19 protein-coding genes are annotated in these 25,709 nt (G+C 70.0%); 12 read left to right on the forward strand and 7 right to left on the reverse strand.

Going from position 1 to position 25,709, the window contains the following annotated elements; all coding sequences use genetic code 11:
• Both tssF and ACP26O_RS06910 read right to left on the reverse strand, forming a co-directional pair.
• Complete coding sequence (tssF, locus tag ACP26O_RS06905; RefSeq protein WP_175663885.1) at window positions 1-1,812, reverse strand: type VI secretion system baseplate subunit TssF; 1,812 nt, start codon at window positions 1,810-1,812, stop codon at window positions 1-3.
• A 196-nt stretch (window positions 1,813-2,008) separates the two neighbouring features.
• Window positions 2,009-3,235, reverse strand: a complete 1,227-nt coding sequence (locus ACP26O_RS06910) for a sensor domain-containing diguanylate cyclase (protein WP_244101290.1) — start codon at window positions 3,233-3,235, stop codon at window positions 2,009-2,011.
• A gap of 298 nt (window positions 3,236-3,533) precedes the next feature.
• Here ACP26O_RS06910 and bcsB point away from each other — a divergent pair, with 298 nt between their 5' ends.
• Genes bcsB through ACP26O_RS06955 form a run of 9 tightly spaced genes read left to right on the forward strand, consistent with a single transcriptional unit; the run spans window position 3,534 to window position 18,286 of the window.
• Window positions 3,534-5,849, forward strand: a complete 2,316-nt coding sequence (gene bcsB / locus ACP26O_RS06915; RefSeq protein WP_175663883.1) for a cellulose biosynthesis cyclic di-GMP-binding regulatory protein BcsB — start codon at window positions 3,534-3,536, stop codon at window positions 5,847-5,849.
• 3 nt (window positions 5,850-5,852) lie between these two features.
• A complete protein-coding gene (gene bcsZ, locus ACP26O_RS06920) occupies window positions 5,853-7,085 on the forward strand; it encodes a cellulose synthase complex periplasmic endoglucanase BcsZ (RefSeq protein ID WP_175663882.1) in 1,233 nt (410 codons plus the stop codon).
• Complete coding sequence (locus ACP26O_RS06925; RefSeq protein ID WP_175663881.1) at window positions 7,070-11,014, forward strand: cellulose synthase subunit BcsC-related outer membrane protein; 3,945 nt, start codon at window positions 7,070-7,072, stop codon at window positions 11,012-11,014. Before bcsZ ends, ACP26O_RS06925 begins: the two co-directional genes overlap by 16 nt.
• 22 nt (window positions 11,015-11,036) lie before the next feature.
• A complete protein-coding gene (bcsE, locus tag ACP26O_RS06930; protein WP_175663880.1) occupies window positions 11,037-13,001 on the forward strand; it encodes a cellulose biosynthesis protein BcsE in 1,965 nt (654 codons plus the stop codon).
• Window positions 12,998-13,207: a hypothetical protein gene (locus ACP26O_RS06935; RefSeq protein WP_105833244.1), complete on the forward strand. Its 210-nt coding sequence runs from the start codon at window positions 12,998-13,000 to the stop codon at window positions 13,205-13,207. The genes bcsE and ACP26O_RS06935 overlap by 4 nt, the downstream gene beginning before the upstream one ends.
• Window positions 13,204-13,992, forward strand: coding sequence for a cellulose biosynthesis protein BcsQ (gene bcsQ, locus ACP26O_RS06940; RefSeq protein WP_175663879.1), 789 nt, complete (start codon window positions 13,204-13,206; stop codon window positions 13,990-13,992). The genes ACP26O_RS06935 and bcsQ overlap by 4 nt, the downstream gene beginning before the upstream one ends.
• Window positions 13,989-16,526, forward strand: a complete 2,538-nt coding sequence (gene bcsA, locus ACP26O_RS06945) for a UDP-forming cellulose synthase catalytic subunit (RefSeq protein WP_175663878.1) — start codon at window positions 13,989-13,991, stop codon at window positions 16,524-16,526. Before bcsQ ends, bcsA begins: the two co-directional genes overlap by 4 nt.
• 27 nt (window positions 16,527-16,553) lie before the next feature.
• Window positions 16,554-18,107 carry a cellulose biosynthesis protein BcsG gene (gene bcsG, locus ACP26O_RS06950; protein WP_175663877.1) on the forward strand — a complete coding sequence of 518 codons (1,554 nt, stop codon included), beginning with the start codon at window positions 16,554-16,556 and terminating at the stop codon, window positions 18,105-18,107.
• Entirely contained in the window at window positions 18,089-18,286 is a 198-nt protein-coding gene (locus ACP26O_RS06955) for a hypothetical protein (RefSeq protein WP_012363646.1), read from the forward strand. The genes bcsG and ACP26O_RS06955 overlap by 19 nt, the downstream gene beginning before the upstream one ends.
• A 60-nt stretch (window positions 18,287-18,346) precedes the next feature.
• On the opposite strand, the gene ACP26O_RS06960 is transcribed toward ACP26O_RS06955, so the two are convergent.
• Genes ACP26O_RS06960 through ACP26O_RS06975 form a run of 4 tightly spaced genes read right to left on the reverse strand, consistent with a single transcriptional unit; the run spans window position 18,347 to window position 21,564 of the window.
• A complete protein-coding gene (locus ACP26O_RS06960) occupies window positions 18,347-19,231 on the reverse strand; it encodes a pirin family protein (protein ID WP_175663876.1) in 885 nt (294 codons plus the stop codon).
• A gap of 24 nt (window positions 19,232-19,255) precedes the next feature.
• Window positions 19,256-19,648, reverse strand: a complete 393-nt coding sequence (locus ACP26O_RS06965) for an OsmC family protein (protein ID WP_011656589.1) — start codon at window positions 19,646-19,648, stop codon at window positions 19,256-19,258.
• A 49-nt stretch (window positions 19,649-19,697) separates the two neighbouring features.
• Entirely contained in the window at window positions 19,698-21,278 is a 1,581-nt protein-coding gene (locus ACP26O_RS06970; protein ID WP_175663875.1) for a cation:proton antiporter, read from the reverse strand.
• Window positions 21,279-21,303: 25 nt separating this feature from the next.
• Window positions 21,304-21,564 carry a XapX domain-containing protein gene (locus ACP26O_RS06975; RefSeq protein ID WP_006755534.1) on the reverse strand — a complete coding sequence of 87 codons (261 nt, stop codon included), beginning with the start codon at window positions 21,562-21,564 and terminating at the stop codon, window positions 21,304-21,306.
• 275 nt (window positions 21,565-21,839) lie between these two features.
• Between ACP26O_RS06975 and ACP26O_RS06980 the strand changes: the two genes are divergently transcribed.
• Window positions 21,840-22,526, forward strand: a complete 687-nt coding sequence (locus tag ACP26O_RS06980; RefSeq protein WP_011656592.1) for a hydrolase — start codon at window positions 21,840-21,842, stop codon at window positions 22,524-22,526.
• Between the two features lie 77 nt (window positions 22,527-22,603).
• Here the strand turns inward: ACP26O_RS06980 and ACP26O_RS06985 are convergent, their stop codons facing one another.
• Window positions 22,604-23,527 carry a LysR family transcriptional regulator gene (locus ACP26O_RS06985; protein ID WP_175663874.1) on the reverse strand — a complete coding sequence of 308 codons (924 nt, stop codon included), beginning with the start codon at window positions 23,525-23,527 and terminating at the stop codon, window positions 22,604-22,606.
• Window positions 23,528-23,628: 101 nt separating this feature from the next.
• Here ACP26O_RS06985 and ACP26O_RS06990 point away from each other — a divergent pair, with 101 nt between their 5' ends.
• Both ACP26O_RS06990 and ACP26O_RS06995 read left to right on the forward strand, forming a co-directional pair.
• Window positions 23,629-23,796 (forward strand): DUF1427 family protein, encoded by a 168-nt coding sequence (locus ACP26O_RS06990; protein ID WP_006756038.1) that lies wholly within the window; start codon window positions 23,629-23,631, stop codon window positions 23,794-23,796.
• Window positions 23,797-23,815: 19 nt separating this feature from the next.
• Window positions 23,816-25,708 carry an amidohydrolase gene (locus ACP26O_RS06995; protein WP_426282978.1) on the forward strand — a complete coding sequence of 631 codons (1,893 nt, stop codon included), beginning with the start codon at window positions 23,816-23,818 and terminating at the stop codon, window positions 25,706-25,708.
• Window position 25,709 lies beyond the last annotated feature (1 nt).

Genomic DNA, 25,709 nt, shown 5'->3' on the forward strand with positions numbered 1-25,709 from the left:
TCAGACAAGCGGCGTCGCTCCCGGTCGCGGCGCACAGCGGCGAATTTCCCTGCCGTTGTTGGCGGACATGACGACCAGCTGCACGAAATTCGTTGCGGACATATGTGCAGTGAAAAAACGCTCCATCACACCGACGAACGCATTCAGACTCGTTGCCGCGAACGCCTGTTCGTCCACGGTCAGCGTCACCTCCAGACCGCGTACAAAGCTCGGCATCGGCTCTCCCGACAGCCAGAGTTGCCGGACGCGATGACCCAGGTTCGTCAATCCATCGATCAGATTCGCGTGCGTGCCCGACTGCACCGCAAATTGGCGGAGCAGGCGTTTCAATTCTGCAAGCCCCGAACGGGTCAGTTCGATCGAATGCGGCGCGAGTTGGGCGATGAGCCGCCATACGGCGTCGCCTTCTTGCGGTAGACGGGAAACCGCGGTGGGCGCGTCGAGCATGTCGATGCGCGACACGATTGCGCCTTGCTCATTGACGAGATCGCCATTCGGCGCACTCGCCCGTATCGTCCGGGGGAGATCGCCGTTCGTGCACGTCATGTTCGCGGTGATCTGCTCGATCCCGGTGTCGGACGCAGGGCGACCATCGAGTCCCACCAGACTGATCGCAGCCTCGGCTTTTCCCGAAGAAGTCGTCGCCGCGCGTTGGACGGAAATCCAGTAGGGGCCGGTCGGGCCGCCGACACCGCCATGCATGAGCGACGTGAACGGCGGAATGACAGCCGCCCTCGACACGCCAGTCGTGGCCCGTACCGTGTCGACCGACCAGATCGCAACCTGCGCTGCATCGGTGTTCTGCGACTGCACCGGATACGTGCCGGTCAGCGAGTCTCGTTTGAGCGGCACCGACGTTAGCCGGAACAAATTGACGATCGGCGTGCAGAAGAGCTTCAGGTTATCTGCCGACAACGCGCCCAGCCGCTGGGCTTCCCGCGAGTCCGGATGTATGCCGCCGATCGCGAGGTGCAGCGTCAGTTTGTGATCCGGGCCTGCTGCATCGGTCAGCGCACCGAGATCGACGTCAACGAAATCGAACTTCTTCGAGTATGCGAAGTATTCGCCGAGCAATCGCAGGGCCGGCGCTCCGTCGTCCTCCTCTATCAGCCGCTCGGTGTCGTCATAGCCTACCGGTGCAAGCGGCGAAGCGTGCAATGCGGTCCACCGCTGTTGCGCGTCTTCGACGAACGCTGCCGCGGTCCGCATTGTCATCGAATCGAGGATCGTGGCGACGACTTCGTCTGCGCCGTGGATATGGACACGCAGCGGACTCGGGATGGACGCGATACGAAAATCAGGCCGCGTAACCGCGAAAGTGATCGAGAGGAGGCCGGACGTGCTCGGTGGCAATACCGCATAGGACGGAACGCTGGTTGCCGGCCCGTACCGCGCGTGCTCGATGCGTATGGGCGCAAGCGTAACGTCGTAGACAGTACGGAAGCGGCAGTCCTCCGCTTTGCTCGAGAGTTCGGTGTTGCGGCGAATCGACGACGGCTCGGTCAGCTTGTCGAACACGTCGCCGATGTCGAACCGGGCAATCGTACATGCCGGGACCGGTCGCAGGTATTGCGGACACAGCATGCCTGCGAGCGACGTGGTGAATTCGGGATACTCGTCATTGAGCCGAGTGCCGATATTCGCGGCAAGAAGAGCGAATGACTGCAGCATTCGCTCGATATGCGGATCTTCAGAGCGATCTCCGTTGATCCCGAGGCGGACGGCAATTTTGGGATAGCGCGCCGAGAAGGAGGCAATTGATGCGCGCAGCAGGCCAAGCTCTCGTTCGTAGTGCGGAAGCAGATGATCCATTGCGTGAAGTGGCGAACCGATCGAGCGACAAAGGCACGTACTCTTTGCCTGCTCGGTTGCGCCACATGATGTCGGGCGTGTCGGTGCTTGGGATCGCAATGATAACCATAAAATTACATATTGCTGTCATCGTATGTCGATCTGCTTTCTGTTTCGCCGGATGCCGAGACGGGAGACGCGATATTCCGCCTTCGTATCACACCTGCGCCTCCCGCCGCCTCCGCGTGCGCTTCACCTCATACATCTCCCGATCCGCATGCTCGATCAGCGCGTTCATGTCGGTGCCGTCGTCGGGCAGCATCGCGATGCCGACGCTGACGCCGAGCCGCAGCGGATGCCCGTCGAATTCGAACGGCTCGCCGACCTGCCGCGCGAGCCGGGCGCGTTGCGCGTCGACGTCGTCGCGGCCGCCGACGTTCGGCAGGATCACCGCGAACTCGTCGCCGCCCACCCGCGCGACCGTATCCGAGCGCCGCACGGCGCCGAGCATCCGCATCGCGATCTCGCGCAGCGCGGCGTCGCCCGCGCGGTGGCCGAGGCCGTCGTTGATCGGCTTGAGCCCGTCCATGTCGATGTTGAGGATGCCGAGCCGGCCGTTCGCGCGCAGCGCCGTGTGCATCGACTGGCGCAGGCGGTCGTAGAACAGCGCGCGGTTCGGCAGGCCGGTGAGCGCGTCGTGCGTCGCGCGCAGGTACAGCTCGTTGGCTTCGTTGCGCGCCGCGTGGAACATCGCGGCGGCGATCAGGTCGGCCATCAGCCGCAGCGTGCCGGCGTCGGCGGCTGAAAAACCGTCGACGTCCGGCGACATCACCTTCAGCACGCCGACCGTCGTGTCCGCATGCGTGAGCGGCATCACCAGCATCGAGCGCAGCCCGACCCGGCGGCACGCGTCGCGATCGACGCGCGGGTCGGTTTCCGAATCCGTGCAGCGCAGCAATTCACCGCGCGTCACGCACAGGCCGGACAGGCTGCCCGAGCGGCGCAGCCGCAGCCCAAGCATCCCGGCAGCGGAGCCCGACGCGGCGCGGTACACCATGTCGTCGCCTTCGGCGAATTCGACCGCCGCGCCGCTCGCCCCCGTAAGCTGCGGCACCTGCTCGGTCACGTACGCCATCACGCTGCCGAGATCGAGGCCGAGTTTCGCGATTTCGGCCTGCGCGGCAATGATGCGCAGCAGCGTGTCGGGGGACGGGGTGGCAGTGTCGACAATTTGATCCAAGTCAGTTTTCCATAAAGAAAGCGCGGCGCTCTGTGCGAGCTTGCGGTAGCATACGCGCCGCTCGCGCGGCAGCGCATCCGGGCGGCCCGCAAGGGGTCGCAACCGGCATTCGGCCGGTAGTCGGGTCTTCGACCGCCAGCCCGGCGCGCCGGCAGTATGCCGGTCGGTCCGGCAGGCAGCAACGGCGTAATTCTTGCCATTCAATCGCGGCGCGCAGCATTTCCGACCGAATTGAGTTGTTTTTCGCTTCGTCAGCGCGAATCACGGTGAGTTTCGCCCTGATTTTGAGATAGTGTGACGAATGTGCGAGCGCCTGTGCCAGGCGTGCGCACCGTCTGACGAATCGGCAGCCAGAGAGTTCGCCGCGTCGTTTCGATAATTGCATTCAGGCCAGACATTGAGGGGAAGCAGTGGGGATGTGCACTCGCGGGCAGAACTGCTGTGCGCGCGTCGGTCGCGACGCGCTTGATAACCGGACGATCACGACGATGCGGAGCCGCGCATGAAGCCGGCCGTTTCGCTGTTCGTCCTGTCGGTGGCCACGTTCGGCGCGCTCCATGCGGCCGCGTTGTCGGCCGCACCGATGCCGGCGGTGCCTGCCGCCGCTTCGGCGTCCGCCGGCAGTCCGGCCGTGCCGTCGCCCGCCAGCGGCGCGGCCGTGCCGAATGCCGCCAGCGCGGCGTCCGCCGGGCTGCCGACGACGACCGTGCACCTGCCGTTCGCGTCGCTCGGCGCATTCGATCCGGTGCGTCTGCGCGGCGCCGACGACGCGCGCACGATCAATGCGGGCGTGCGGCTCGATCGCGTGGTGACCGGCGCGCGGCTGCGTCTGACCTACGCGTATTCGCCGTCGCTGGTGTTCCCGATGTCGCACCTGAAGGTGTCGATGAACGGCGAGGTGATCGCGACGGTCCCGTTCGACGCGACGCGCGCGGGCCGCACGGTCACGCAGGACATCCCGATCGATCCGCGCTACTTCTCCGATTTCAACCAGATCGGGCTGCGCCTGATCGCGCACTACACGCTCGATCACTGCGAGGACCCGTCGAACTCGGCGCTGTGGGCCGACGTGAGCCCGACGAGCGAGCTGATCCTCGACGAATCGCCGCTGCGCCTGCCGAACGACCTGGCGCTGCTGCCCGCGCCGTTCTTCGACCGGCGCGACAACGGGCTGCTGCGGCTGCCGTTCGTGCTGCCGGCGTCGCCCGATTCGGCGACGCTGCGCAGCGCCGGCGTGCTCGCGTCGTGGTTCGGCGCGCAAGCCGACTACCGGCAGGCGCGCTTCCCGGTCGCGGCGACGCTGCCTGCCGACGACCAGGCGGTGGTGGTCGGCACGGCTTCGACGCTGCCGGCCGGCCTCGCGCTGCCGTCGGTCAACGGCCCGCTGCTCGCGGTGGCCGACAACCCGGCCGCGCCGGGCCGCAAGCTGCTGGTCGTGACGGGCCGCACGGCGGCCGAAGTCGACGACGCGGTCGCGGCGGTGGTGCTCGGCCGTGCGGCGCTGTCGGGCCCGGCGGCCACCGTCGCGCATGTCGATCTCGGCGCGCCCCGCAAACCGTACGACGCGCCGCGCTGGCTGCCGGTGAACCGGCCGATCACGTTCCGCGAGCTCGTGTCGGACCCGCGCGAGCTCGAAGTGCGCGGCACGACGCCCGATGCGATCCGCCTGAACCTGCGCGTGCCGGCCGATCTCCATTCGTGGAACGGTTCGGGCGTGCCGATCACGCTGCGCTACCGCTATACGGCGCCGACGGTGCAGGACGACTCGACGCTCGCGGTCGAGATCAACGAACAGCTCGTGAAGTCGTACCGACTCGGGCCTGCACATGCGGAAGACGCGCGCGGGCGCATGCAGCTGCCGCTGCTCGCGGTGCCGGAAGGGCGCGTGACGAGCGATGTGGACATCCCGGCGTTTCGCGTCGGCAGCGGCAATCAGCTGCAGTTCCGCTTCACGCTGGATTCGCAGAAGACGGGGCTCTGCTCGAGCACCGCGACCGAGCCGCAGCGCGCGGCGATCGATCCCGATTCGACGATCGACTTCTCGCACTTCGTCCACTACGCGCAGTTGCCGAACCTCGCGTTCTTCGCGAACAGCGGCTTCCCGTTCACGCGCTTCGCCGACCTGTCGCAGACGGCCGTCGTGATCCCGGACCGGCCGTCGCCGCAGGAGCTCGAAGCCTACCTGACGATGCTCGGCCACATGGGCCAGTGGACCGGTTTCCCGGCGCTGCGCGTGGAGGTTGCGCGGCCCGGCGACGTCGCTGCGCTGGCGGGCCGCAAGGACCTGCTCGTGATCGACGGCTCGCCCGCGTCGCCGCTGCTGTCGCACTGGCGCGCGGCGCTGCCGCTGACGATCGACCAGCAGGGCGGCACGGGCGCGACGCGGGTCGCCTTCTCGGTGAAGGAACGCTGGCGCAACGGCATCGGCATGGCCGACGGCGGCGCGCATATCGAGCAGACGGGCTCGCTCGCCGCGCTCGCCGGCTTCGAGCTGCCGGGCAGCCATGGCCGCAGTGTCGTCGCGCTGACGGCGACCGACCAGACGCGCCTGGCCGATCTGCTCGACGTATTCGAGAAGCCGGGCCTCGTGTCGCAGCTGCAGGGCGACCTCGCGCTGGTGCGGCCGGGGCAGGTGGACAGCCTCCGTGTGGGCGAGCCGTACGTGGTCGGCTTCGTGCCGTGGTATGCGCGCGTCTGGACGCAGGCGGCGCGGCATCCGGTCGTGCTCGGCGTGGTCGGCGTCGCCGCGGGGCTGCTGCTCGCGCTCGGCGTGTTCAGCGTGCTGCAGAGAATCGCCGCGCGTCGACGGGGGATGTAACGGATGGCGTGGGCATTCGCAAGGCGACGGGCAACGCGGCCGGCGCGGCGCGTCGGCACGACACTCGTGCTGGCCGTCGCGGCGGCGTGCGCGGCGACCGCGACCGCGACCGCGACCGCCGGGCGCGCGCAGGCGGCGCAAAGCGGCGCTGCCGACGCGCAGTGCGGCGCGGCGTGGCCGCGCTGGGACGCGTTCAAGCGCGATTTCGTGTCGGCCGACGGCCGGGTGATCGACGTCGGCTCGGCCGATTCGCGCACGGTATCGGAGGGGCAGGCGTATGGACTGTTCTTCGCGCTGGTCGCGAACGACCGGCGCACGTTCGACACGATCCTCGCATGGACCGAGAACAACCTCGCGCAGGGCGACCTGAGCGCCCGTCTGCCGGCGTGGCTGTGGGGCCGCGCGCCGGACGGCGCATGGCGCGTGCTCGACGCGAACGCGGCGTCGGACGCCGACCTGTGGATCGCGTACACGCTCGTCGAAGCCGGCCGGCTGTGGCGCGAGCGCAGCTACACGGCGCGCGGCGCGCTGCTCGCGAAGCGCGTGCTGAACGACGAGACGGCCAGCGTGCCGGGCCTCGGCCTCACGCTGCTGCCCGGGCCGACCGGCTTCAAGCTGGCCAACGGTCAATGGCGCGTGAACCCGAGCTATTCGCCGCCGCAGGTGATTCGCGGGCTCGCCACGCGCCTGCCCGACGATCGGCGCTGGGCCGCGCTCGCTACCAGCACCGGGCGCGTGCTGCTCGACACCGCGCCGAAGGGTTTTTCGCCGGACTGGGCGCTGTATCGCGCGGGCGCCGGCTTCGGGCCCGATCCGCAAACCCGCGCGGAAAGCGCGTACAACGCGATCCGCGTGTACCTGTGGGCCGGCATGCTCGATCGCGCCGATCCGCTCGCCGCGCCGCTGCTCGCGCGGTTCGCCCCGTTTGCCGACTACATTGCCGCGCATGGCGCGCCGCCGGAGAAGGTCGACACGACGACCGGCGTAGCGGGGCCGAACGACGGCAACGGCGGCTTCTCCGCGGCGGCCGTGCCGTTCCTCGACGCGCGCGGCCAGCGTGCGCTCGCCGATGCGCAGGCGGCGCGAGTCGATACGCTCGCGCGCCAGTCGGCGCCCGGCTACTACACGAGCGTGCTGACGCTGTTCGGCCTCGGCTGGCGCGAGGGCCGCTACCGGTTCGGCGCGGACGGATCGCTCGACGCGCGCTGGGAGGGGCGTCCATGCGCGGCCCGATGAAGCGCACCGCACCGCGTGTCGCCGGGTTCGCGTGGCTCGCGTCGTCGGTCTGCGCGGCGGCGCCGGCCGCGGCTGCTGGCGCCACCGCCTCCGCGGTTGCTCCGCCACCGAAAACCGTCGCGCCGAAAGCCGCGCCGGCGCCGGCCACGACCGATCGGGCCGACGCGCAGCGCCAGCTCTCGACCGCCCGCATGTGGGGCGCGAAGCATCGCGACGACCTCGCGCGCGACGCGCTGCGCAAGGGGCTGCTGATCGCGCCGGACGATCCCGAACTGCTCGCGGAGCAGATGCGCGTGCTGTTGCGGCTCGGCGACGCGCAAGGCGCGCAGGCCGCGCTGGCGCGCCTGCAGGCGCGTGCGCCCGCGGCACCCGGCACGCGGCGGGCGGCCGACGAATACCGCGTCGCGACGAGCGGGCGCGGCGAGATGGCGCAGATCCGCCTGCTCGCGCGCAGCGGCCGCGCCGACGAAGCGGCCCGGCGGATCGTCGCGCTGTTTCCGAACGGCGCGCCGTCCGGCGCGCTCGGCGCCGAGTACTACCAGATCGTGTCGAATGCGCCGGGCGGCCGCGAACCGGCGATCGCCGCGCTGCGCCGCGCGGTCGCGGCCGATCCGCAGGACGTGAGCGCGGCGCTGGCGCTCGCGCGGCTGCTGAACCAGCGCGACGACACGCGCGCGGAAGCGAACCGGATCGCGTGGTCGCTCGCGAAGCGGGCCGACACCGACCATACGGACGCGATGGCCCTGTGGCGCCGCGTGCTGCAATCCGCCGGCGCCGATCCCGCGTATCTCGACGCATTGCATGCGTATCTGGCGCTCGTGCCGGACGACACCGAATTCCGCGATCGCGCCGCGACCCTCGACCGGCAGCGCGACGCGCAACGCCGGCTCGAACGCGATCCCGACTACATCGCGCAGCAGCGCGGCCTGCAGGCGCTCGCGCGCGGCGACCTGGCCGGCGCCGATCCGCTGCTCGCGCGCGCCGCGCAGGCGCGCGCCGACGACGCCGATGCGCTCGGCGGGCTCGGCCTGCTGCGCTTGCGCGAAGGCCGGCACGACGAAGCACGTGCGCTGTTCACGCGCGCTGCGGCGCGCTCGACCGACCAGCGCGGCAAGTGGCAGGGCCTCGCGCGCACCGCGCAGTTCTGGGGGTTGCTCGCGCAGGGCCGCGCGGCGGCTTCGTCCGGGCGGCCGCAGGATGCCGAGCGCGCGGCGCGCGCCGCGCTCGCGATGCAGCCCGCCAGCCCGGACGCGAAGCTGCAGCTTGTCGATGCGCTGCTCGCGCAGCGCGACTGGGCACGCGCGGAGCCGTTGCTGCGCGAACTGCTGGCCGCCCGTTCGCCGACCCTGTCGGCGGTGCGCGGCACCGCGATGCTCTATGAGAACACCGGCCGCACGGATCGCGTCGGCCCGCTGCTCGACGCGCTGCAGGGTCGCGTGACGGGCCGCGACGATCGCCGCGCGCTCGACGGGCTGCGCGCCGACCTGCTCGCGAGCCAGGCGCGCGCGCTCGCCGACAAGGGCGAACGCGGGCCGGCCGCGCAACGCTACGAAGCCGCGGTGCGTGCGGCGCCCGATGAGCCGTGGACGCGTTTCGCGCTCGCGCGGCTGTATCGCGACATCGGGCTGCCGCAGCTCGGCCGCACGGTGATGGACGACGGGCTCGCGCAGAGCGACACGCCCGAGATGCGCTATGCGACCGCGCTGTACCGCAACTCGCTCGACGACGTCGCTGGCGCGCAGGCCGCGCTCGCGGGCGTCGACGACGCGCACCGCTCGGACGGCATGCGGGCGCTCGCGCGCAAGCTCGACGCGGAAGGTGCGCTGGCCGACGCGCGCGGCGCGCTCGGGCGCGGCGATCGCGCGGCGTTCGCCGCGTCGCTCGCGCATGCGCAGGCGAGCGCGCCCGACGATCCCGACATGCTCGCGGCGATCGGCGCGCAGTGGATCGACGCGGGCGAGCCCGAGCGCGGCCTCGCGCCGTTGCGCGACTGGATCGCCTCGCATCCAAGAGAGGCCGATACTGACGTCCGGCTGCGCTACGGCGATCTGCTCGGCAGCGCGGGGCGCGACGACGCGCTCGCCGCGTGGCTCGACGCGCTGCGCCGCGAGCCGGCGCTGACGGCCGCACAGACCGCGCGCATCGAGGATCAGTCGCTGCGGCTCGTGCTGCGGCAGACGGACGACGCGATCGCGCGGCAGGACTATGCGCGCGCACACACGCTGCTCGGTCGGGCGAGCGAGGCCGGTCGCGCGGACAAGCGCTACGCACTGGAACTGGCCGACCTCGAACGCGCGCAGGGGCACTACGACGCGGCGCGCGACGCGCTCGCGCCGGTCGTCGCGCGCACGCCGGACGATGCCGATACGCAGCTCGCGCTCGCACGGATCGACGAGGACAGCGGTCATCGCGCCGCGGCGCTCGCGCGCGTGCAGGCCGTGCTCGCGCGCACGCCGGACGACGACGTCGATACGCGGCTGTCGGTCGTGCGCCGCCTGAACGCGCTGCGCCGCCCGGACGAAGCCGCGCAGGTGACCGGCCCGCTGCAGGCCGCGTATCCGGCGCGCGCCGACGTGACGGTGGCAGCCGGGCGCGTGGCCGAGGCGCAGGGCCGCTACGACGATGCCGCGTCGCTGTACCGGCTGTCGCTGTCGCAGGAACGCACGAGCGGCGTGAGCCCGGGTCGCGACGGCCGCACGCCCGCGCAGGCCGCGTTCGCGGATCTCGAGCAGCGGCGCGACCCGGAGATCGAGACCGGCTGGCTGCCCGCGTACAAGTCGGGCGACGAAGGGGTGTCCGCGTACCGCGCGCAGCAGGTGCCGATCTACCTGCAGGTGCCGGTGCGCTACGACGGCCATGCGTTCCTGCAGCTCGACACCGTGCATCTGGACGCAGGCACGCTCGATACGAGCAACCCGAACGCGTATACGCTGAAGACCTTCGGGACCTACGCCGCGCTCAACGCGCCGATCGGGTTGCCTGCGCCGTTCGCATCGAATCCGTCGGCCGCGGAGTTGATCGCGCATCCGCGCGGCGACCTGCACCAGCCGACGACGGGCGTCGCGCTCGGCGCCGGCTATCGCACGGACGCGTGGCGCGTCGATCTCGGCACGTCGCCGCTCGGTTTCCCGGTGCATTACCTGGTCGGCGGCGTGCGCTACCACTTCGACGCGGGCCCGGCGAGCTTCGCCGTGAACGCGTCGCGCCGGCCGGAAACGAGCAGCGTGCTGTCGTATGCGGGGATGCGCGACCCGTGGACCGGTGCGGTGTGGGGCGGCGTGCGCCGCGACGGCGTGAACCTGCGTGCGGCGGTCGACGTCGGCCGCGTGAACCTGTTCGCGGAACTCGGCGCGGGCGTGCTGTCGGGCCGCAACGTCGAGCGCAACGCGGAAGTCACGCTGCGCTCGGGCTTCACGGTGCCCGTGTACGAACGCGCGACGATGCGGGTGAGCACGGGGCTCGTCGGCAATGCGTGGCATTACGCGCAGAACCTGCGCTACTACACGTACGGGCAGGGCGGTTACTACAGCCCGCAGCGCTACCTGTCGCTCGGCGTGCCGATCGAGTGGGCGGGGCGGCGCGACGCGCTGTCGTGGGATCTGACCGTCACGGCCGGGATCTCGAACAGCTATGAAAAGGATTCGCTGTTCTACCCGACCTTCGCGGGCCAGCGCGCCGCGCAGGAGGCGGCCGGGCTGGTCTATACGGGCAGTTCGACGCGCGGCGTGTCGTTTTCGTACGGCGTGAACGGCATCGTCGAGTATCGCGTGAATCCGCACCTGAGCGTCGGCGCGCAACTGCATGTCGACCGGTCGCATGACTATGCGCCGAGTTCGGCGCTCGTGTACCTGCGCTATGCGTTCGACGCGCGCGCGGAGCGCAGCTGGCTCGTCACGCCGACGCCGGTGCGGCTTTATTCGGATTACTAGGGTCTGCTTGCATATGGAACGCGTGAATACCGAAATCGACGCAACCCGTCCCGCGCTCGGCGCCGCCGGCCTGCTGGGCCGCCTGCGCGCGCTGCTGCGCACGGGCCCGGCCCGCGGCCGCGCCGGCCCGCTGAGCCGGCTCGCGATCGACGGGCTGCCCGATGCGTGGACGCAACTGGAAGCAGGCGGCCTGTACGCCGTCTATGCCGCCACCGGCACGCCGGCGTGTGACGCGCTGGTGTGGGAAAGCGCGCGGCAGTCGCGCACGCGCGACGTGACGGTCGTGCTGTCACGCGACGCGGCGCGCGTGGCCGCGCAGATGCAGGCGCGTGGTTTCGCGGGCGGCGCACAGCCGGCCGGCTGGCCGCGCAATTTGAACGTGCTGGCGATGCCGTCCGTGTCCGCGTCCGCGTCCGTGGCAGCCGACGGCGATGCCGCGATCGAACCGGGTACGCCGCGCCATGTGGCGACCGCGCCGTTCGCACGGCTCGCGGGTGGCTTGCGCGCGATGAAGCGCTACGGCTTTCGCACGCGCTCGCTGTATTTCATCGAAGGCGCGCAACGCTGGTTCAGCTGGGACGATCCGGCCGCGCTCGCGGAAGAGGCGCACGCGCTCGCCGACTGGTGCCGCACGCACCGGATCGCGCTGGTGCTGCTGGTCGATCCTGAAATCGCGCGCACCGGCGCCGCTCCCGACACCGACGATCCGCCGCTCGTGCGCGTCGCGAATCGCGCGCCGCGCAGCGGCTTTCACGGCGTGTGCTCGGGCGTCGCGCAACTGCAGCGCACGCACGGCGAACTGCTGTGGGTCGTCGATTTCTGGCGCGCGGGCGACACGCTCGCGGCCGGCGAAGTGCGGCCGCTGCGCTTCGCGCCGGGCGGCCGGCTCGCGGCGATCGTCGACGGTGGCGCCGTCCAGCCGTCGCGCGGAATGAAGCTCGCGACCGACGAGGATCGCGTCGTCGCCAGCCGCGCGGCGCTCGACGATGCGGGCCGCGTGCCCGCCGGCTGGGAAATCGTCGAGGATAACGCAGCGGTCGTTGCTGCCTGTGCGCACGCGCAGGCTGCGACCGCGGTGCTCGCGTTCCGCTCGCATCCGCAGCTCGAGGCGTTGTGCGCGGCCGTGCACGCGCTGCGCCGCCAATGCGGCGGCGCGCTGAAGATCGCCGTGGTCGAACGCGGCGAGGTGCTCCGCCAGCAGTTCGAGATGCTGTTGCTGAGCGTCGGCGCGAACCGCGTCGTCGCGCGCGACCTGCCGCTGTCGCGGATGCAGGCCGCGGTGAACGCGCTGCACGGGCAGCTCTATGCGCGGCCCGTCGCGCCCGACTATCGCGCGGCGCTCGCGGCCGCGCTCGGCGATTCGGTGCTCGGCTACCTGCCGGTCGGCGCGTTCTGCCTGCGCATTCGCGCGGTGCTCGATCGCGGCGCCGTGCTCGCGCTGCCGCATACGCTCGCGAAGATCGCGCTGCTGCCCGGCGTGTCGCATGTCGACGCGCTGCGGCACTGCCGGCCGCGCCGCGCCGGCGACGTCGTGACGGCCGACGCCGCGCACCTGTACGTGTTCCTGTTCGCGTGCGAACCGGTCGATGCCGAGGACGCGCTCGCGCGGATCTTCGACGTGCCGGTCGATACGCTGTCCGATCGCGTCGTGTGTCTCGGGGCAGGCAGCATCGACACCGAGCTCGATGCGCTGAAGACCGAGAACCGGCGCGCGCCGATCGCCGACTACAGCGACCTGTTCGCGGCTACGAAGCAAGCGGGCGCGACGCGCGTGCCGGCCGAACGCGCGGGCGGGGGCGTGGGCGCGGAGAATGCCGAATCGGGTGGCATGACCGATCCGAGCATCGATATATCGCCGCCGCCCATGCGCGACGAAGAAACCGTGCCAGCCGCCGCTGCACCGGCACCGTCTGCCGACATTCCCGCCGCGCGTGCGCGCGGCGCCATCCGCAGCGCGATGCCGCTGCGCAAGCCGGAGGGCGCATGATCGCCGAACTCGTCATCGGATTCATCGTCGGCATCGCGATCGCGGTGCCGGTGTGGATCGTCGCGCAGCACCTCGGCATCGGCCGCGGTTTTCATGCGCCGCGCGGGCTGCACCGGCGCGACGCGGTGCCGTGCGAACTCGTGCCGATCGCGCTGCGCGGACGCCTGCTGCCCGACGCCGAGCGCACCGACGAGGCCGCGCGATGAAGACGATCGCCATCATCTCGACCACTGGCGGCGCGGGCCGCACGACGCTCGCCGGCGCGCTCGCGGTGCTGCTCGCGCGCCGCGGCCGGCCGGTCGTCGCGGTCGAGTTCGACGCGCAGAATCTGATGGGCGCGACGCTCGGGCTCGACACGCTGGCCGAACACGGGCTCGCGCACAGCCTGCTCGCGGACCCTGCCGACGCCGCGCCGTGGCACGCGCACACATGGCGCAATGCCGACGGCGTGCTGTTCGTTCCGTATGGGCAGGTCGACGCGGCAGGCGCCGCCGCGTGCGATGCGCGGCTCGCGGCCGATCCCGACTGGCTCTCGCGCGCGCTCGACGAGATCGCGCTGCCGGCCGAGGGCGTCGTGCTGGTCGACACGGCCCGCTATCCGTCGCCGCAGGCCGAGCAGGCGATTCGCCGCGCCGATCTGACGCTCGTCGTCGTGCCGCCCGAACCGGCCGCGTGCGCGACCGTCGCCGCGCGCCTGGACGCGCTGCGCGGTGGCCGCGGCGACCTGCAGATCGTCGTGAACCGGCTGAACCCCGCGCGCGACATGCAGCGCGATGCGCTCGCGATGCTGCGGGCCGTCGTGGGGCCGGAGTCGATGCTCGAGCAGCGCATTCACGTCGACGCGGCCGTGCCCGAAACGCTCGCGCGCGGCAGCTGGATCTTCGACGACGCCCCGTATTCGCAGGCGTCGCACGACCTGAACGGCGTCGCGAACTGGGTCGATGCATGGCTCACGGCGGCCGCGGCCGGCCGTGCTGGAGCGTCGCGATGAAAGCCGCGTTCGCGTCGCGCTGGCGCGCCACGGTCCGACGCGCGACCGACTGGTGCGCGCGCGGAATCGGGCTGCCGGCCGAGCGCACGCTGCTCGACTGGCTCGTGCGGCTGTTCTTCCATGCGCCGCCGCTCGGCCGGCCCGACCCTATCCGCCGCCGGGCGCGCACCGCGTTCCTCTGGCTCGCGCGCGAATGGGGCGTGCTGCAGCCGCTGAGCCCGCGTGAATGGCTGTGGCGCGCGATCGTGCGCGCACCGCGCGCGGCCGGCGAGCAGCCCGCGCGCGATCCGCTCGCGTGGTTCGACACGTTCGTCGTGCCGGTGTACGTCGTCGTGCGCGCGCTCGGCGCACGCATCGGCGCACAGCTCGAGCGTTTGCCGTGGGCGCGCTGGGGCGGCTGGCTCGACGCGCGCGCGAACGGCGTCGGCCGGCACCGCTGGCTCGCGCCGCTGCTGCTGTGCGCGGGCGGCCTCATGTGGGCCGCGGCCGCGATGTCGCCGCTGATGCCCGGCGCGCAGTTCGCGTTCTTCGCGATCGTCGCGGTGCTGGCGCTCGCGCTGCGCCGCCTGCCGGGCCATCTGCCGACCCTCGCGCTCGCGTCGCTCGCGCTGCTCGCCACGCTTCGCTACGTGTGGTGGCGCACGACCCAGACGCTCGATTTCCGCAGCCCGATCGAGGCGGTCGCCGGCTACCTGCTGTACGGCGCCGAAGCCTATACGTGGATGATCCTGCTGCTCGGCTTCGTGCAGACCGCGTGGCCGCTCGACCGGCCGATCGTGCCGCTGCCCGACGACCCGGACAGCTGGCCGAGCGTCGACATCTACATTCCGACCTACAACGAGCCGCTGTCGGTCGTGAAGCCGACCGTGTTCGCCGCGCAGAGCATCGACTGGCCGACCGGCAAGCTGCGCGTGTACCTGCTCGACGACGGCAAGCGCCCCGAGTTCGCGGCGTTCGCGCGGGAGGCCGGCATCGGCTACCTGACGCGCGATGACAACCTGCACGCGAAGGCCGGCAACATCAACCGCGCGCTGCCGAAGACGCACGGCGAATACATCGCGATCTTCGACTGCGATCACGTGCCGACGCGCTCGTTCCTGCAGACCACGATGGGCGTGTTCCTGCGCGACCCGAAATGCGCGCTGGTGCAGACGCCGCACCATTTCTTCTCGCCCGATCCGTTCGAGCGCAACCTCGGCACGTTCCGCGAGATCCCGAACGAGGGCAACCTGTTCTACGGGCTCGTGCAGTCGGGCAACGACCTGTGGAACGCGACGTTCTTCTGCGGATCGTGCGCGGTGCTCAAGCGCACCGCGCTGGAGGAGGTGGGCGGCGTCGCGGTCGAGACCGTGACCGAGGACGCGCACACCGCGCTCAAGCTGCATCGCCGCGGCTACACGTCGGCGTACCTGCCGACCGTGCAGGCGGCCGGCCTCGCGACCGAGAGCCTCGCGGGCCACGTGAAGCAGCGCACGCGCTGGGCGCGCGGGATGGCGCAGATCTTCCGTATCGACAACCCGTTTCTCGGGCGCGGGCTCGGCTTCATCCAGCGGATCTGCTACGGCAACGCGATGCTGCATTTCTTCTACGGGATCCCGCGGCTCGTGTTCCTGACGATTCCGCTCGCGTACCTGTTCTTCCACCTGTACTTCATCAACGCGTCGTCGATCGCGCTCGCGAGCTACGTGATCCCGTACCTGGTGCTCGCGAACGTCGCGAACTCGCGGATGCAGGGCCGCTATCGCCATTCGTTCTGGGCCGAGGTCTACGAATCGGTGCTCGCGTGGTACATCGCGCTGCCGACCACCGTCGCGTTCTTCAGCCCGAAGCACGGCAAGTTCAACGTGACCGATAAAGGCGGCAAGATCGACGAAGGTTACGTCGACTGGTCGACGTCGAAGCCGTACCTCGTGCTGTTCGCGCTGAACGTGCTCGCGATCGCGGCCGGGCTGTGGCGGCTCGTGGCCGACCAGGGCGACGAGGCGTCGACGATCCTGATCACGCTCGGCTGGACCGTCTACAACCTCGCGATGCTCGGCGCGGCGCTGGCGGTTGCGCGCGAGACCAAGCAGGTGCGCGTCACGCACCGGATCGCGATGCGCGTGCCGGCGACGCTGCTGCTCGCCGACGGCTCGACGGCCGCGTGCTTCACGAGCGACTACTCGACCGGCGGCCTCGGCCTCGAGGCGGTGCCGGGGCTGCCGCTCGCGATCGGCGACACGCTGACGGTGTGCGTGACGCGCGGCGACCGGCCGTTCCCGTTCCCGGTGCGCGTGAGCCGCGTGACGCCGACCCACGTCGGCGTGAGCTTCGAGGCGCTGACGCTCGAGCAGGAGCGCCAGCTCGTGCAATGCACGTTCGGCCGCGCGGACGCGTGGCTCGACTGGCACGCGAGCACGCGCACGGACACGCCGTTGCGCGGGCTGAAGGAAGTGCTGCGCGTGGGCCTGGACGGTTACGTACGGATGTGGAAGGGTGTCGCGCGCGGCGTGCAGTCGATGCTGGCACCGAAGCTCGATCGGGCGCGCGACTGACGCGGCGCCCATCACGGAGTGGTTTAGATGACGTTCTGGAATCTGTATTTCATCCTGAAGTTCGCGCTGTTCGCGACCGGCCACCTGCAGCCGCTGTGGCTCGCGAACCTCGCGTTCGCGCTGGCGCTCGCGGCGAGCGCGCCGGTGCGGCAGCGCGGATGGCGGATCGTGCGGCAGCTCGTCGCGATCGCGATCGCGGTGCCGCTGCTCGCGCGCGAACTGCATGCGCCGCCGCTCGCGCGCCTCGCCGAAGCCGCGCGCGAGGTCAGCACGTTCCGCGTCGACTACTGGATGGAGCTGTTGCCGCGCCTGTTGCCGCCGGTGCTCGTGCTGACGGTGGTGGGCGTGCTGATCGTCTATTTCATCGTCAATCGCTGGGTGCGCGTCGCGACCTTCGTGCTCGCCGTGCTGATCGTGATGCCGCTGTGGCAGGCCGGCAACGGGCTGATGGCGCGCGTCGTCGCGTCGCCGCAGCAGCAGGTCGGCGCGACGGGCGGGCGCTCCGACCAGCCCGAGGATCACAACGCGGCACTCGCGACGTTCCGCGCGCAGGAGTCGCAGCGGCAGGTCGCGTTCGGCCATCTCTCGAGCGATCCGTCCGCGCAGTTCGACGTGATCGTGCTGCACATCTGCTCGCTGTCGTGGGACGATCTCGATGCGGCGAAGGTGCGCAACCACCCGATGCTGAGTCACTTCGACTACCTGTTCAACAACTTCAGCACGGCCGCGAGCTACAGCGGCCCGGCCGCGATCCGCGTGCTGCGCGCGAGCTGCGGGCAGGAAGCGCACGCGGACCTGTACAAGGGCGCGCCGCAGCAGTGCTACCTGTTCTCGCAGCTCGCGTCCGCCGGCTACACGGTGCAGTCGCTGCTGAACCACGACGGCCACTTCGACAACTTCCTGCAAGTCATTCACGACAACATCGGCGTGCCCGACGCGCCGATGATCCCGAACGCGGCCGCGCCGGTCGCGATGCATGCGTTCGACGGCACGGCGATCAAGGACGACTATGGCACGCTCGCGAACTGGTACGCGCAGCGCGCGTCGGTGCCGGGCCCGGTCGCGCTGTACTACAACACGATCAGCCTGCACGACGGCAACCGCGTGGTGGGCAGCCCGCTCGCCAGCATCGATTCGTATCCGCAGCGCGCCAACAAGCTGATGAGCGACTTCGACCGGCTCGCCGATCTGATCGCGCAGTCGGGCCGGCGCGCGGTGATCGTGTTCGTGCCCGAGCACGGCGCCGCGCTGCGCGGCGACAAGAACCAGGTGGCCGGCCTGCGCGAGATTCCGACGCCGCGCATCGTCCACGGGCCGGTCGGTGTGCGGCTCGTCGGCTTCACCGGCAATCACGGCCAGACGACCGTGATCGACCAGCCGACCAGTTTCCTCGCGCTCTCGCAGCTGCTGTCGAACCTTGTATCGAACAGCCCGTTCAAGCCCGGCACGACGCTCGCGCAATATGCGGCCGACCTGCCGCGCACGCGGATGGTGGGCGAGAACGAAGGCACGGTGACGATGCAGACGAGCGCGGGCTACGCGGTCAAGACTCCGGATGGCGTATGGATCGACGAACAGTGATCAACATCGGCGAAGGTGACGACGATCGCCTGTCGCAGCCGAACGACGTGCTCGGCCTCGCGCGGCACCTGCCCGCGCTGGACCCGGCCCGTTATGTCGACGAGCAGGCGCGGCGCGCGTTCGTCGAATCGCTCGAGCGCTGGCCGACGCTCGCGAAGCTGATGGGATTGAAGCGGTAAACGCAAGGCGGCCGGCGTGAATGCCGGCCGCCTTGCATGGATGGACCGACCGGTGCCGGCTTACTGCGCCTTGCGCGCCGGTTGGCGCGTCCATTCGTTTTCCTCGCCCGGCACCTTGCCGAAGGTCTGCGCGGCCCACGCGTTGCGGGCCGCCTCGATCTTCGCGCGCTCGCTCGACACGAAATTCCATTCGATGAACCGCTCGCCGGGCAGGTGCGCACCGCCGAGCAGCATCACGCGCGCGCCGTTCGCGCTCGCGAGCGACACGCTCGCGCCGGGTTCGAGCACGGCCATCGTCGCCGGCGCGAGCGGCGCGCCGTCGATCGTGAGGTCGCCGTCGACGAGATACACGCCGCGCTCGTCGTGTTCCGCGTCGAGTGCGAGCTGCCCGTCCGCCGCGAATTCCGCATACGCGTAGAGCGTCGGCGAGAACACGGCGACCGGCGACGTGAGCCCGAACGCGGTGCCCGCGATCACGCGCACGCTCGCGCCGTCGCGCGTGAACGACGGCATCGTGTCGGCCGCGTGATGCGCGAACGCGGGCGCCGTGTCCTCGTGCTCGACCGGCAGCGCGACCCAGGTCTGGATCCCGTGCACGGGTTGCTCGAGCGGCCGGTCCTCGTCGGGCGAACGCTCCGAGTGGACGATGCCACGTCCGGCCGTCATCCAGTTCACGTCGCCGGGCACGATCTTCTGCCGGAAGCCGAGGCTGTCGTGATGCATCAGCGTGCCGTCGAACAGATAGGTGACGGTCGCGAGACCGATGTGCGGATGCGGCAGCACGTCGATGCCGCTGCCGGCCGGCAGCACGGCCGGCCCCATTTCGTCGAAGAAGATGAACGGGCCGACGAGGCGCGCGGCGCGCGCGGGCAGCACGCGGCGTACGACGAGGTTGCCGATGTCGCTTTCGCGCGGCGTGAGTACGGTCTTGATCGATGCGGACATGGTGAGGCTCTCGTGTTCGGTGGGTCAGGCGATCGCCGTGTCGATCGTGATCGGATGCGTGAGGATCTTGTGCACCGGGCATGCGTTCGCGATCTGCAGCAGGCGCTCGCGCTGCTCGTCCGACAGGTCGCCGTCGAGCGTGATGCGGCGCACGATCGTGCTGCCCGCGCTGCCTGATTCGTGCGCGAGCTTCACGTGCACTTCGGCGAGCGGCCAGCCCTTGCGTTGCGCGTACATCTTCAGCGTGATCGCGGTGCAGGCGCCGAGGCTCGACAACAGCAGCGCGACGGGCGTCGGCGCGGCGTCGCCGCCGCCGAGCGCTGTGGGCTCGTCGGCGCGCCATTGATGAACGCCGTCGGTGAAATGGACCAGGTAATCGACCGAGCCGATGCTCGCTTCGACGGACAGTTCGCTCATTGCAGTTCCAGGTGGGGAAAGGGGAGGCGGGCCGGTAGCCGGCCCGGCATTACGGTTCGAGCAGACGCTGCAGCCGCAGTTCCTCGAAATCCAGCTCCGATTCTATGCGGTGCAGCACCGCGTCGTCGACCCGCCCGTCGCGGTGCAGGTCGAGCAGCGCGTCGCGCGACACGCCCACCAGCTCGAGCTCGACGCGCAGCATCCGCGCGCGCACGCCCGCCGGTTCCGCGCCGTCGCGATGCGCGCTTTCGTTGAACGCGACGCGGCTGCGATATTCGGTCAGCAGCCGGTCGAGCGATGCGCGTTCGAGGCCCGAGCCGCGCTGCTCGCGTGCGTCGAGCTCGGCGAGCGCCGCGCCGAACGTATGCGCGCGCACGGCGTGCTCGGACATCGTGTGCCGCGTGGCCGGGCGCAGCTTCAGCACGCGGATCAGCGGCGCGAGCGTGCCGCCCTGCACGACCAGCGTCGCGATGATCAGCAGGAACGTGCTGAACAGGATCAGGTCGCGGCCGGGGAAATCGCTCGGCAGCGCGATCGCGGCGGCGAGGCTCACGACGCCGCGCATGCCGGACCAGCCGAGCACGACGGCCTCGCGCCACGACCACGGCGGATGGCCCGCGCGTCGTGCGCGCAGACGGCCCGGCAGCCACATCGCGACGAACACCCACACGACGCGCGCGGAGATCGCGGCGGCCGTCGCCGGCAGCGCGACGCGCAGGCCGGCCATCAGCATCGCGCCTTCGTGGTTCACGCGTGCGAGGATCGCGTGCAGCGCGAGGCCGATCAGGATGAACACCAGCGCGTCGAGCACGAACACGATCGCTTCCCAGGTCGCCTTCGCCTTGATCCGCAGGTCGGCGTCGAACACGCGATGCTGGCGCACCCCGAGCACGAGGCCGCAGGTCACGACCGACAGCACGCCGGAGCCGTGCACGGCTTCCGCGATCCCGTAGCTGCCCCACGCCATCGCGAAGGTCACGACGATCCCGAGCATCGGCTCGCGCAGGCGCGGCAGCACCCAGCACATCGCATGGCCGCATGCGAGGCCGACCGCGATGCCGATCAGCGTGAGCGAGAAGAACAGGCCGGTGGCGCTCGCGGTCGTGATGGTGACGGCGAGCGCGGCCGATACGGCCATCTGATACAGCAGCAGGCCCGACGCATCGTTGACGAGGCTTTCGCCTTCGAGCACCGCGACGAGCCGCGCGGGCAGCGGGTGACGCTGCAGGATCGCCTTCGCGGCGACCGCGTCGGGCGGCGACACGATCGCGCCGAGCGTGAAGCACGCGGCCCACGGCAGCGCCGGATTGACCGCATGCACGGCGAGCGCGACCGCCACCGTCGTGAACACCACCGCGCCGAGCGCGAGCGATGCGATTGACGCGAGCTCGTGCCGGAATTCCTTCCACGCGGTGTAGAAGCCGCTCGACATCAGGAGCGGCGGCAGCACGGCCGCGAGCAGTAGCGCCGGGTCCATGTCGGGCACGCGCTTGCCGGCAACGGCCACGACGCAGCCGCCGAGCAGCAGCACGACGGCCGGCGGAATCGAGATCCGTTCGGCGAGCCAGGTGAGCGCGCCCGCGCCGCAGATCAACAACAGCAGGTAATGGAACAGCTCGACGTTGCTCATGCGCGGCGCGTGAGGGAAGCGTGCATCAGGACGGCGTGCGTTCGTTCGTGCTGCCGCCCGGCAGCGGGCCGAACATGTGCTGGCCGCACTTCGCGTCGCGCCATGCGGCGTTCAGCCGATGGCCCGCGAGCATGCGCCGCGCAACGGGCAGGATCTGTTCGCCGGCCAGCATGCCGAGCAGGCCGGTGAGCGCGATGATCGGCGGCGCGGGCGAGTTCACGCCGATCGCGCCGTAGATGACGCCGGCAAGGATGCCGGCGAGCAGCGAGAAGACATACGGTTTCATGATGGAGCGTCCGGTGATGGCGAGCGACGCCGCAACGGCGCCGTCAAAGTCTTGAGAGCGTATCGGGTTTGCGTGAAGAAAAAAAGAGCGCGGGGCCTCGAACGCACGTCGTTTCCAGAATGGCATCGATTCCGTTTCTTGGGTGGTCACGCCGAGCGTTTGCCGATTAAATACGTCGCGCCGGGTCACGATCCGGCGTGATGCATTTCCGGCTCCTCCCGTTCTCACGGCCGAGGCAGGCCTCCCTTTTTTTCGTTCACAGGACTCCACGCGCCATGAGCAATCCGAAACTTGAAGTACTCACTCCGCAGAACAGCCAGCTGATCTTCATCGACCAGCAGCCGCAGATGGCGTTCGGCGTGCAGTCGATCGATCGCCAGGTGCTGAAGAACAACGTCGTGGGCCTGGCGAAGGCTGCGAAGGTCTTCAACATCCCGACCACGATCACGACGGTCGAAAGCGACAGCTTCTCGGGCCACACCTATCCCGAGCTGCTCGACGTGTTCCCGAACCAGAAGACGCTCGAACGCACGTCGATGAACTCGTGGGACGACCAGAAGGTGCGCGACGCACTGGCCGCGAACGGCCGCAAGAAGGTGGTCGTGTCGGGCCTGTGGACCGAAGTCTGCAACACGACGTTCGCGTTGTGCGCGATGCTCGAAGGCGACTACGAGATCTACATGGTCGCCGACGCATCGGGCGGCACGTCGCAGGCCGCGCACGACATCGCGATGCAGCGGATGGTGCAGGCAGGCGTGGTGCCGGTCACGTGGCAACAGGTGCTGCTCGAATGGCAACGCGACTGGGCACGCCGCGACAGCTACGACGCGGTGATGGCGATCGCGAAGGAGCATTCGGGCGCGTACGGGATGGGCGTCGATTACGCATACACGATGGTCCACAAGGCGCCGCAACGCACGGCGACGCCGCACGAGTCGATTCCGCCCGTTCCGGCGAAGTAACGGCAACCGGCCGCGTTCGCCGCGGCCGCTGCGATCGACGCATCCGGCGGCCACGGTGTTCGCAGGCCGCCGCTCGCTCAGGCCACGGGCAACGCCCACGGCGCGTGCGCGAAGTGGTCGGCGAGGAAATCGAGCAGCACCGTCACGCGCGCGGCGCGCAGCATGCCGGGCGGCGTGACGAGGTTGACGTTGACGTCGGCGATTTTCCACTCGGGCATCACTTCCTCGAGCTCGCCGCTCTGCAGCGCGTCCCACGCGAGGAACTCGGGCTGCAGCGCGAGGCCGTGACCGGCGAGGAGGGCGGGGGCGATCACGTCGGCATTGTTGGTGCGGATGCGTCCCTGCACGGACACGCCGACATCCTCGCCCGAAGCCGGATTGCGAAAGCGCCAGTGCTCGGGCGTCGGCAGGTTCGTGTAGGTGAGGCACACGTGCTGTTCGAGGTCGCGCGGATGCGTCGGGCGGCCACGCCGCTCGAGATACGCGGGCGATGCGACGAGCGGACGGCGCACCGCGCACAGGCGGCGCGAGCGCAGCGACGAATCGCTCAGCTCGGCGATGCGGATCGCGATGTCGAACCCGCCGGACACGATGTCGACGATGTTGTCGGTCAGCACGAGGTCGATGTCGACGCGCGGATAGCGTTCGAGAAACGCGGGCAGCAGCGGCGACAGATGCCGCAGCCCGAACGACATCGGCGCGTTCACGCGCACGAGACCGTGCGGTTCGAGCGCTTGCGCGCAGGCCTCGCTCTCGATCAGTTCCGCATCGGCGAGCAGGCGGATCGCGCGGTCGCGTAGCAGTTCGCCGGTCGGGGTGAGCGACAGTTTGCGCGACGTGCGGTACAGCAGCATCGCGCCGAGGCGTTTTTCGAGGCGCGCGATGGCCTTCGACACGGTCGGTTGCGAGATGCCGAGCAGTTCCGCGGCTTTCGCGAACGAACCGGTCTCCGCGACGCGCGCGAAGATGGCCCAGGCTTCGAGATCAGGAAGATGTTGCATGGCCGGACAGGGTGACAGGGAAGCGAAGTGGAAGCGAAGGCAGCGAAGCATGCGGCCGACGCGATGCGGGTCATTCTAATCCGGTCGGGAGAAAAATCGTTATGGAATCTTATCTATCGTCGTTGGCGGCAGGCGTGCTGATCGGCGTCGTGTACAGCGTGATCAAGGTGCGTTCGCCGGCGCCGCCGCTGATCGCACTGATCGGCCTCGCCGGCATGCTGGTCGGCGCGCAGGCCATCGGGCCCGTGCGTCACTGGCTCGGCTTCTGACTGTTTCGAGGACATGTTAATGAGCGCAACCGATACCCAACCGGATCTGATCCTGCACAACGGGCGCATCACGACGCTCGATCGTGCGAACCCCGTCGCCGCCGCGGTGGCGATCAAGGACGGCCGCTTCGTCGCGGTCGGCAGCAACGCGGACGTGATGCCGCTCGCGGGCCGCGCGACGAAGGTCGTCGATCTCGACGGCCGCGCGGTGCTGCCGGGCCTGACCGACAACCATACGCACGTGATTCGCGGTGGCCTGAACTACAACATGGAGCTGCGCTGGGACGGCGTGCGCTCGCTTGCCGTCGCGATGGAGATGCTGCGTCAGCAGGTCGCGATCACGCCCGCGCCGCAATGGGTGCGCGTGGTCGGTGGCTTTACCGAACATCAGTTTGCCGAGAAGCGCCTGCCGACGATCGACGAGCTCAACGCGGCCGCACCCGATACGCCGGTGTTCATCCTGCACCTGTACGATCGCGCGCTGCTGAACGCGGCCGCGCTGCGCGTCGTCGGTTATACGAAGGACACGCCGGAGCCGCCGGGCGGCACGATCCTGCGCGATGCCGCGGGCAACCCGACGGGCCTGCTGCTCGCGAACCCGAACGCGACGATCCTCTACGCGACGCTCGCGAAGGGCCCGAAGCTGCCGTTCGAGTACCAGTACAACTCGACGCGCCACTTCATGCGCGAGCTGAACCGGCTCGGCGTGACGGGCGTGATCGACGCGGGCGGTGGCTCGCAGAACTACCCCGACGATTACGAAGTGATCCGCCAGCTGCACGACGCGGGCGAGATGACGATCCGCATCGCGTACAACCTGTTCACGCAGAAGCCGAACGCGGAGAAGGAAGACTTCGTGAACTGGACGAAGAGCGTCAAGTATCACGACGGCACCGACTACTTCCGCCACAACGGCGCGGGCGAGATGCTGGTGTTTTCCGCGGCCGACTTCGAGGATTTCCGCGTCGCACGTCCGGATCTGCCCGCGCAAATGGAAGACGATCTCGAAGGCGTGGTGCGTGTGCTCGCGCAGAACCGCTGGCCGTGGCGCATGCATGCGACCTACGACGAAACCATCAGCCGCGCGCTCGACGTGTTCGAGAAGGTCAATGAGGACATCCCGCTCGAAGGGCTGAACTGGTTCTTCGATCACGCGGAAACGATCTCCGAGCGATCGATGGACCGGATCGCGGCGCTCGGCGGCGGCATCGCGGTGCAGCACCGGATGGCGTATCAGGGCGAGTACTTCGTCGAGCGTTACGGCGCGCAGGCGGCCGAGGCGACGCCGCCGGTCGCGAAGATGCTGTCCAAGGGCATCAAGGTGTCGGCCGGCACGGACGCGACGCGCGTGGCGTCGTACAACCCGTGGGTGTCGCTCGCGTGGCTCGTGACGGGCAAGACGGTCGGCGGCACGCGCCTGTATCCGCAGCGCAACCTGCTCGATCGCGAAACCGCGCTGCGCATGTGGACCGAGTACGTGACGTGGTTCTCGAACGAAGTGGGCAAGAAGGGCCGCATCGCGGTCGGTCAGCTGGCGGACCTGATGGTCCCCGATCGTGATTTCTTCACGTGCGCGGAGGACGATATCGCCGACACGACGGCGTTGCTGACGGTGGTGGGCGGCCGGATCGTGTGGGGTACCGGGCCGTTCGCGTCGCACGATATGCCGATTCCGCCGGCGATGCCGGACTGGTCGCCGGTGCGCGCGTACGGCGGCTATGGCGGCTGGGGCGCGACGCAGCGCGAGGGCGCGCCGCTGCAGCGCGCAGCAGCGGCCGCTGCCGCGTGCGGCTGTTCGACCGCGTGCGGGATGCACGGCCATGCGCATGCGAGCGCGTGGGGTCGCACGTTGCCGACCTCGGACGCGAAGGGCTTCTGGGGCGCGTTCGGCTGTTCGTGCTGGGCGGTCTGAC

It is taken from the genome of Burkholderia sp. R-40 (genome assembly GCF_049942845.1).
Lineage (GTDB): Bacteria > Pseudomonadota > Gammaproteobacteria > Burkholderiales > Burkholderiaceae > Burkholderia > Burkholderia ambifaria.

What these genes read in the sequence shown, in the direction of transcription:
- bcsA (WP_175663878.1), top strand. Translation starts at nt 13,989, where the DNA reads ATGAAAGCCGCGTTCGCGTCGCGCTGGCGCGCCACGGTCCGACGCGCG.
- bcsQ (WP_175663879.1), top strand. Translation starts at nt 13,204, where the DNA reads ATGAAGACGATCGCCATCATCTCGACCACTGGCGGCGCGGGCCGCACG.
- ACP26O_RS06990 (WP_006756038.1), top strand. Translation starts at nt 23,629, where the DNA reads ATGGAATCTTATCTATCGTCGTTGGCGGCAGGCGTGCTGATCGGCGTC.
- ACP26O_RS06960 (WP_175663876.1), bottom strand. Translation starts at nt 19,231, where the DNA reads ATGTCCGCATCGATCAAGACCGTACTCACGCCGCGCGAAAGCGACATC.
- bcsZ (WP_175663882.1), top strand. Translation starts at nt 5,853, where the DNA reads ATGGCGTGGGCATTCGCAAGGCGACGGGCAACGCGGCCGGCGCGGCGC.
- ACP26O_RS06955 (WP_012363646.1), top strand. Translation starts at nt 18,089, where the DNA reads ATGGATCGACGAACAGTGATCAACATCGGCGAAGGTGACGACGATCGC.
- ACP26O_RS06985 (WP_175663874.1), bottom strand. Translation starts at nt 23,527, where the DNA reads ATGCAACATCTTCCTGATCTCGAAGCCTGGGCCATCTTCGCGCGCGTC.
- bcsB (WP_175663883.1), top strand. Translation starts at nt 3,534, where the DNA reads ATGAAGCCGGCCGTTTCGCTGTTCGTCCTGTCGGTGGCCACGTTCGGC.
- ACP26O_RS06925 (WP_175663881.1), top strand. Translation starts at nt 7,070, where the DNA reads ATGCGCGGCCCGATGAAGCGCACCGCACCGCGTGTCGCCGGGTTCGCG.
- ACP26O_RS06975 (WP_006755534.1), bottom strand. Translation starts at nt 21,564, where the DNA reads ATGAAACCGTATGTCTTCTCGCTGCTCGCCGGCATCCTTGCCGGCGTC.
- ACP26O_RS06965 (WP_011656589.1), bottom strand. Translation starts at nt 19,648, where the DNA reads ATGAGCGAACTGTCCGTCGAAGCGAGCATCGGCTCGGTCGATTACCTG.
- ACP26O_RS06935 (WP_105833244.1), top strand. Translation starts at nt 12,998, where the DNA reads ATGATCGCCGAACTCGTCATCGGATTCATCGTCGGCATCGCGATCGCG.
- ACP26O_RS06980 (WP_011656592.1), top strand. Translation starts at nt 21,840, where the DNA reads ATGAGCAATCCGAAACTTGAAGTACTCACTCCGCAGAACAGCCAGCTG.
- tssF (WP_175663885.1), bottom strand. Translation starts at nt 1,812, where the DNA reads ATGGATCATCTGCTTCCGCACTACGAACGAGAGCTTGGCCTGCTGCGC.
- ACP26O_RS06970 (WP_175663875.1), bottom strand. Translation starts at nt 21,278, where the DNA reads ATGAGCAACGTCGAGCTGTTCCATTACCTGCTGTTGTTGATCTGCGGC.
- ACP26O_RS06995 (WP_426282978.1), top strand. Translation starts at nt 23,816, where the DNA reads ATGAGCGCAACCGATACCCAACCGGATCTGATCCTGCACAACGGGCGC.
- bcsG (WP_175663877.1), top strand. Translation starts at nt 16,554, where the DNA reads ATGACGTTCTGGAATCTGTATTTCATCCTGAAGTTCGCGCTGTTCGCG.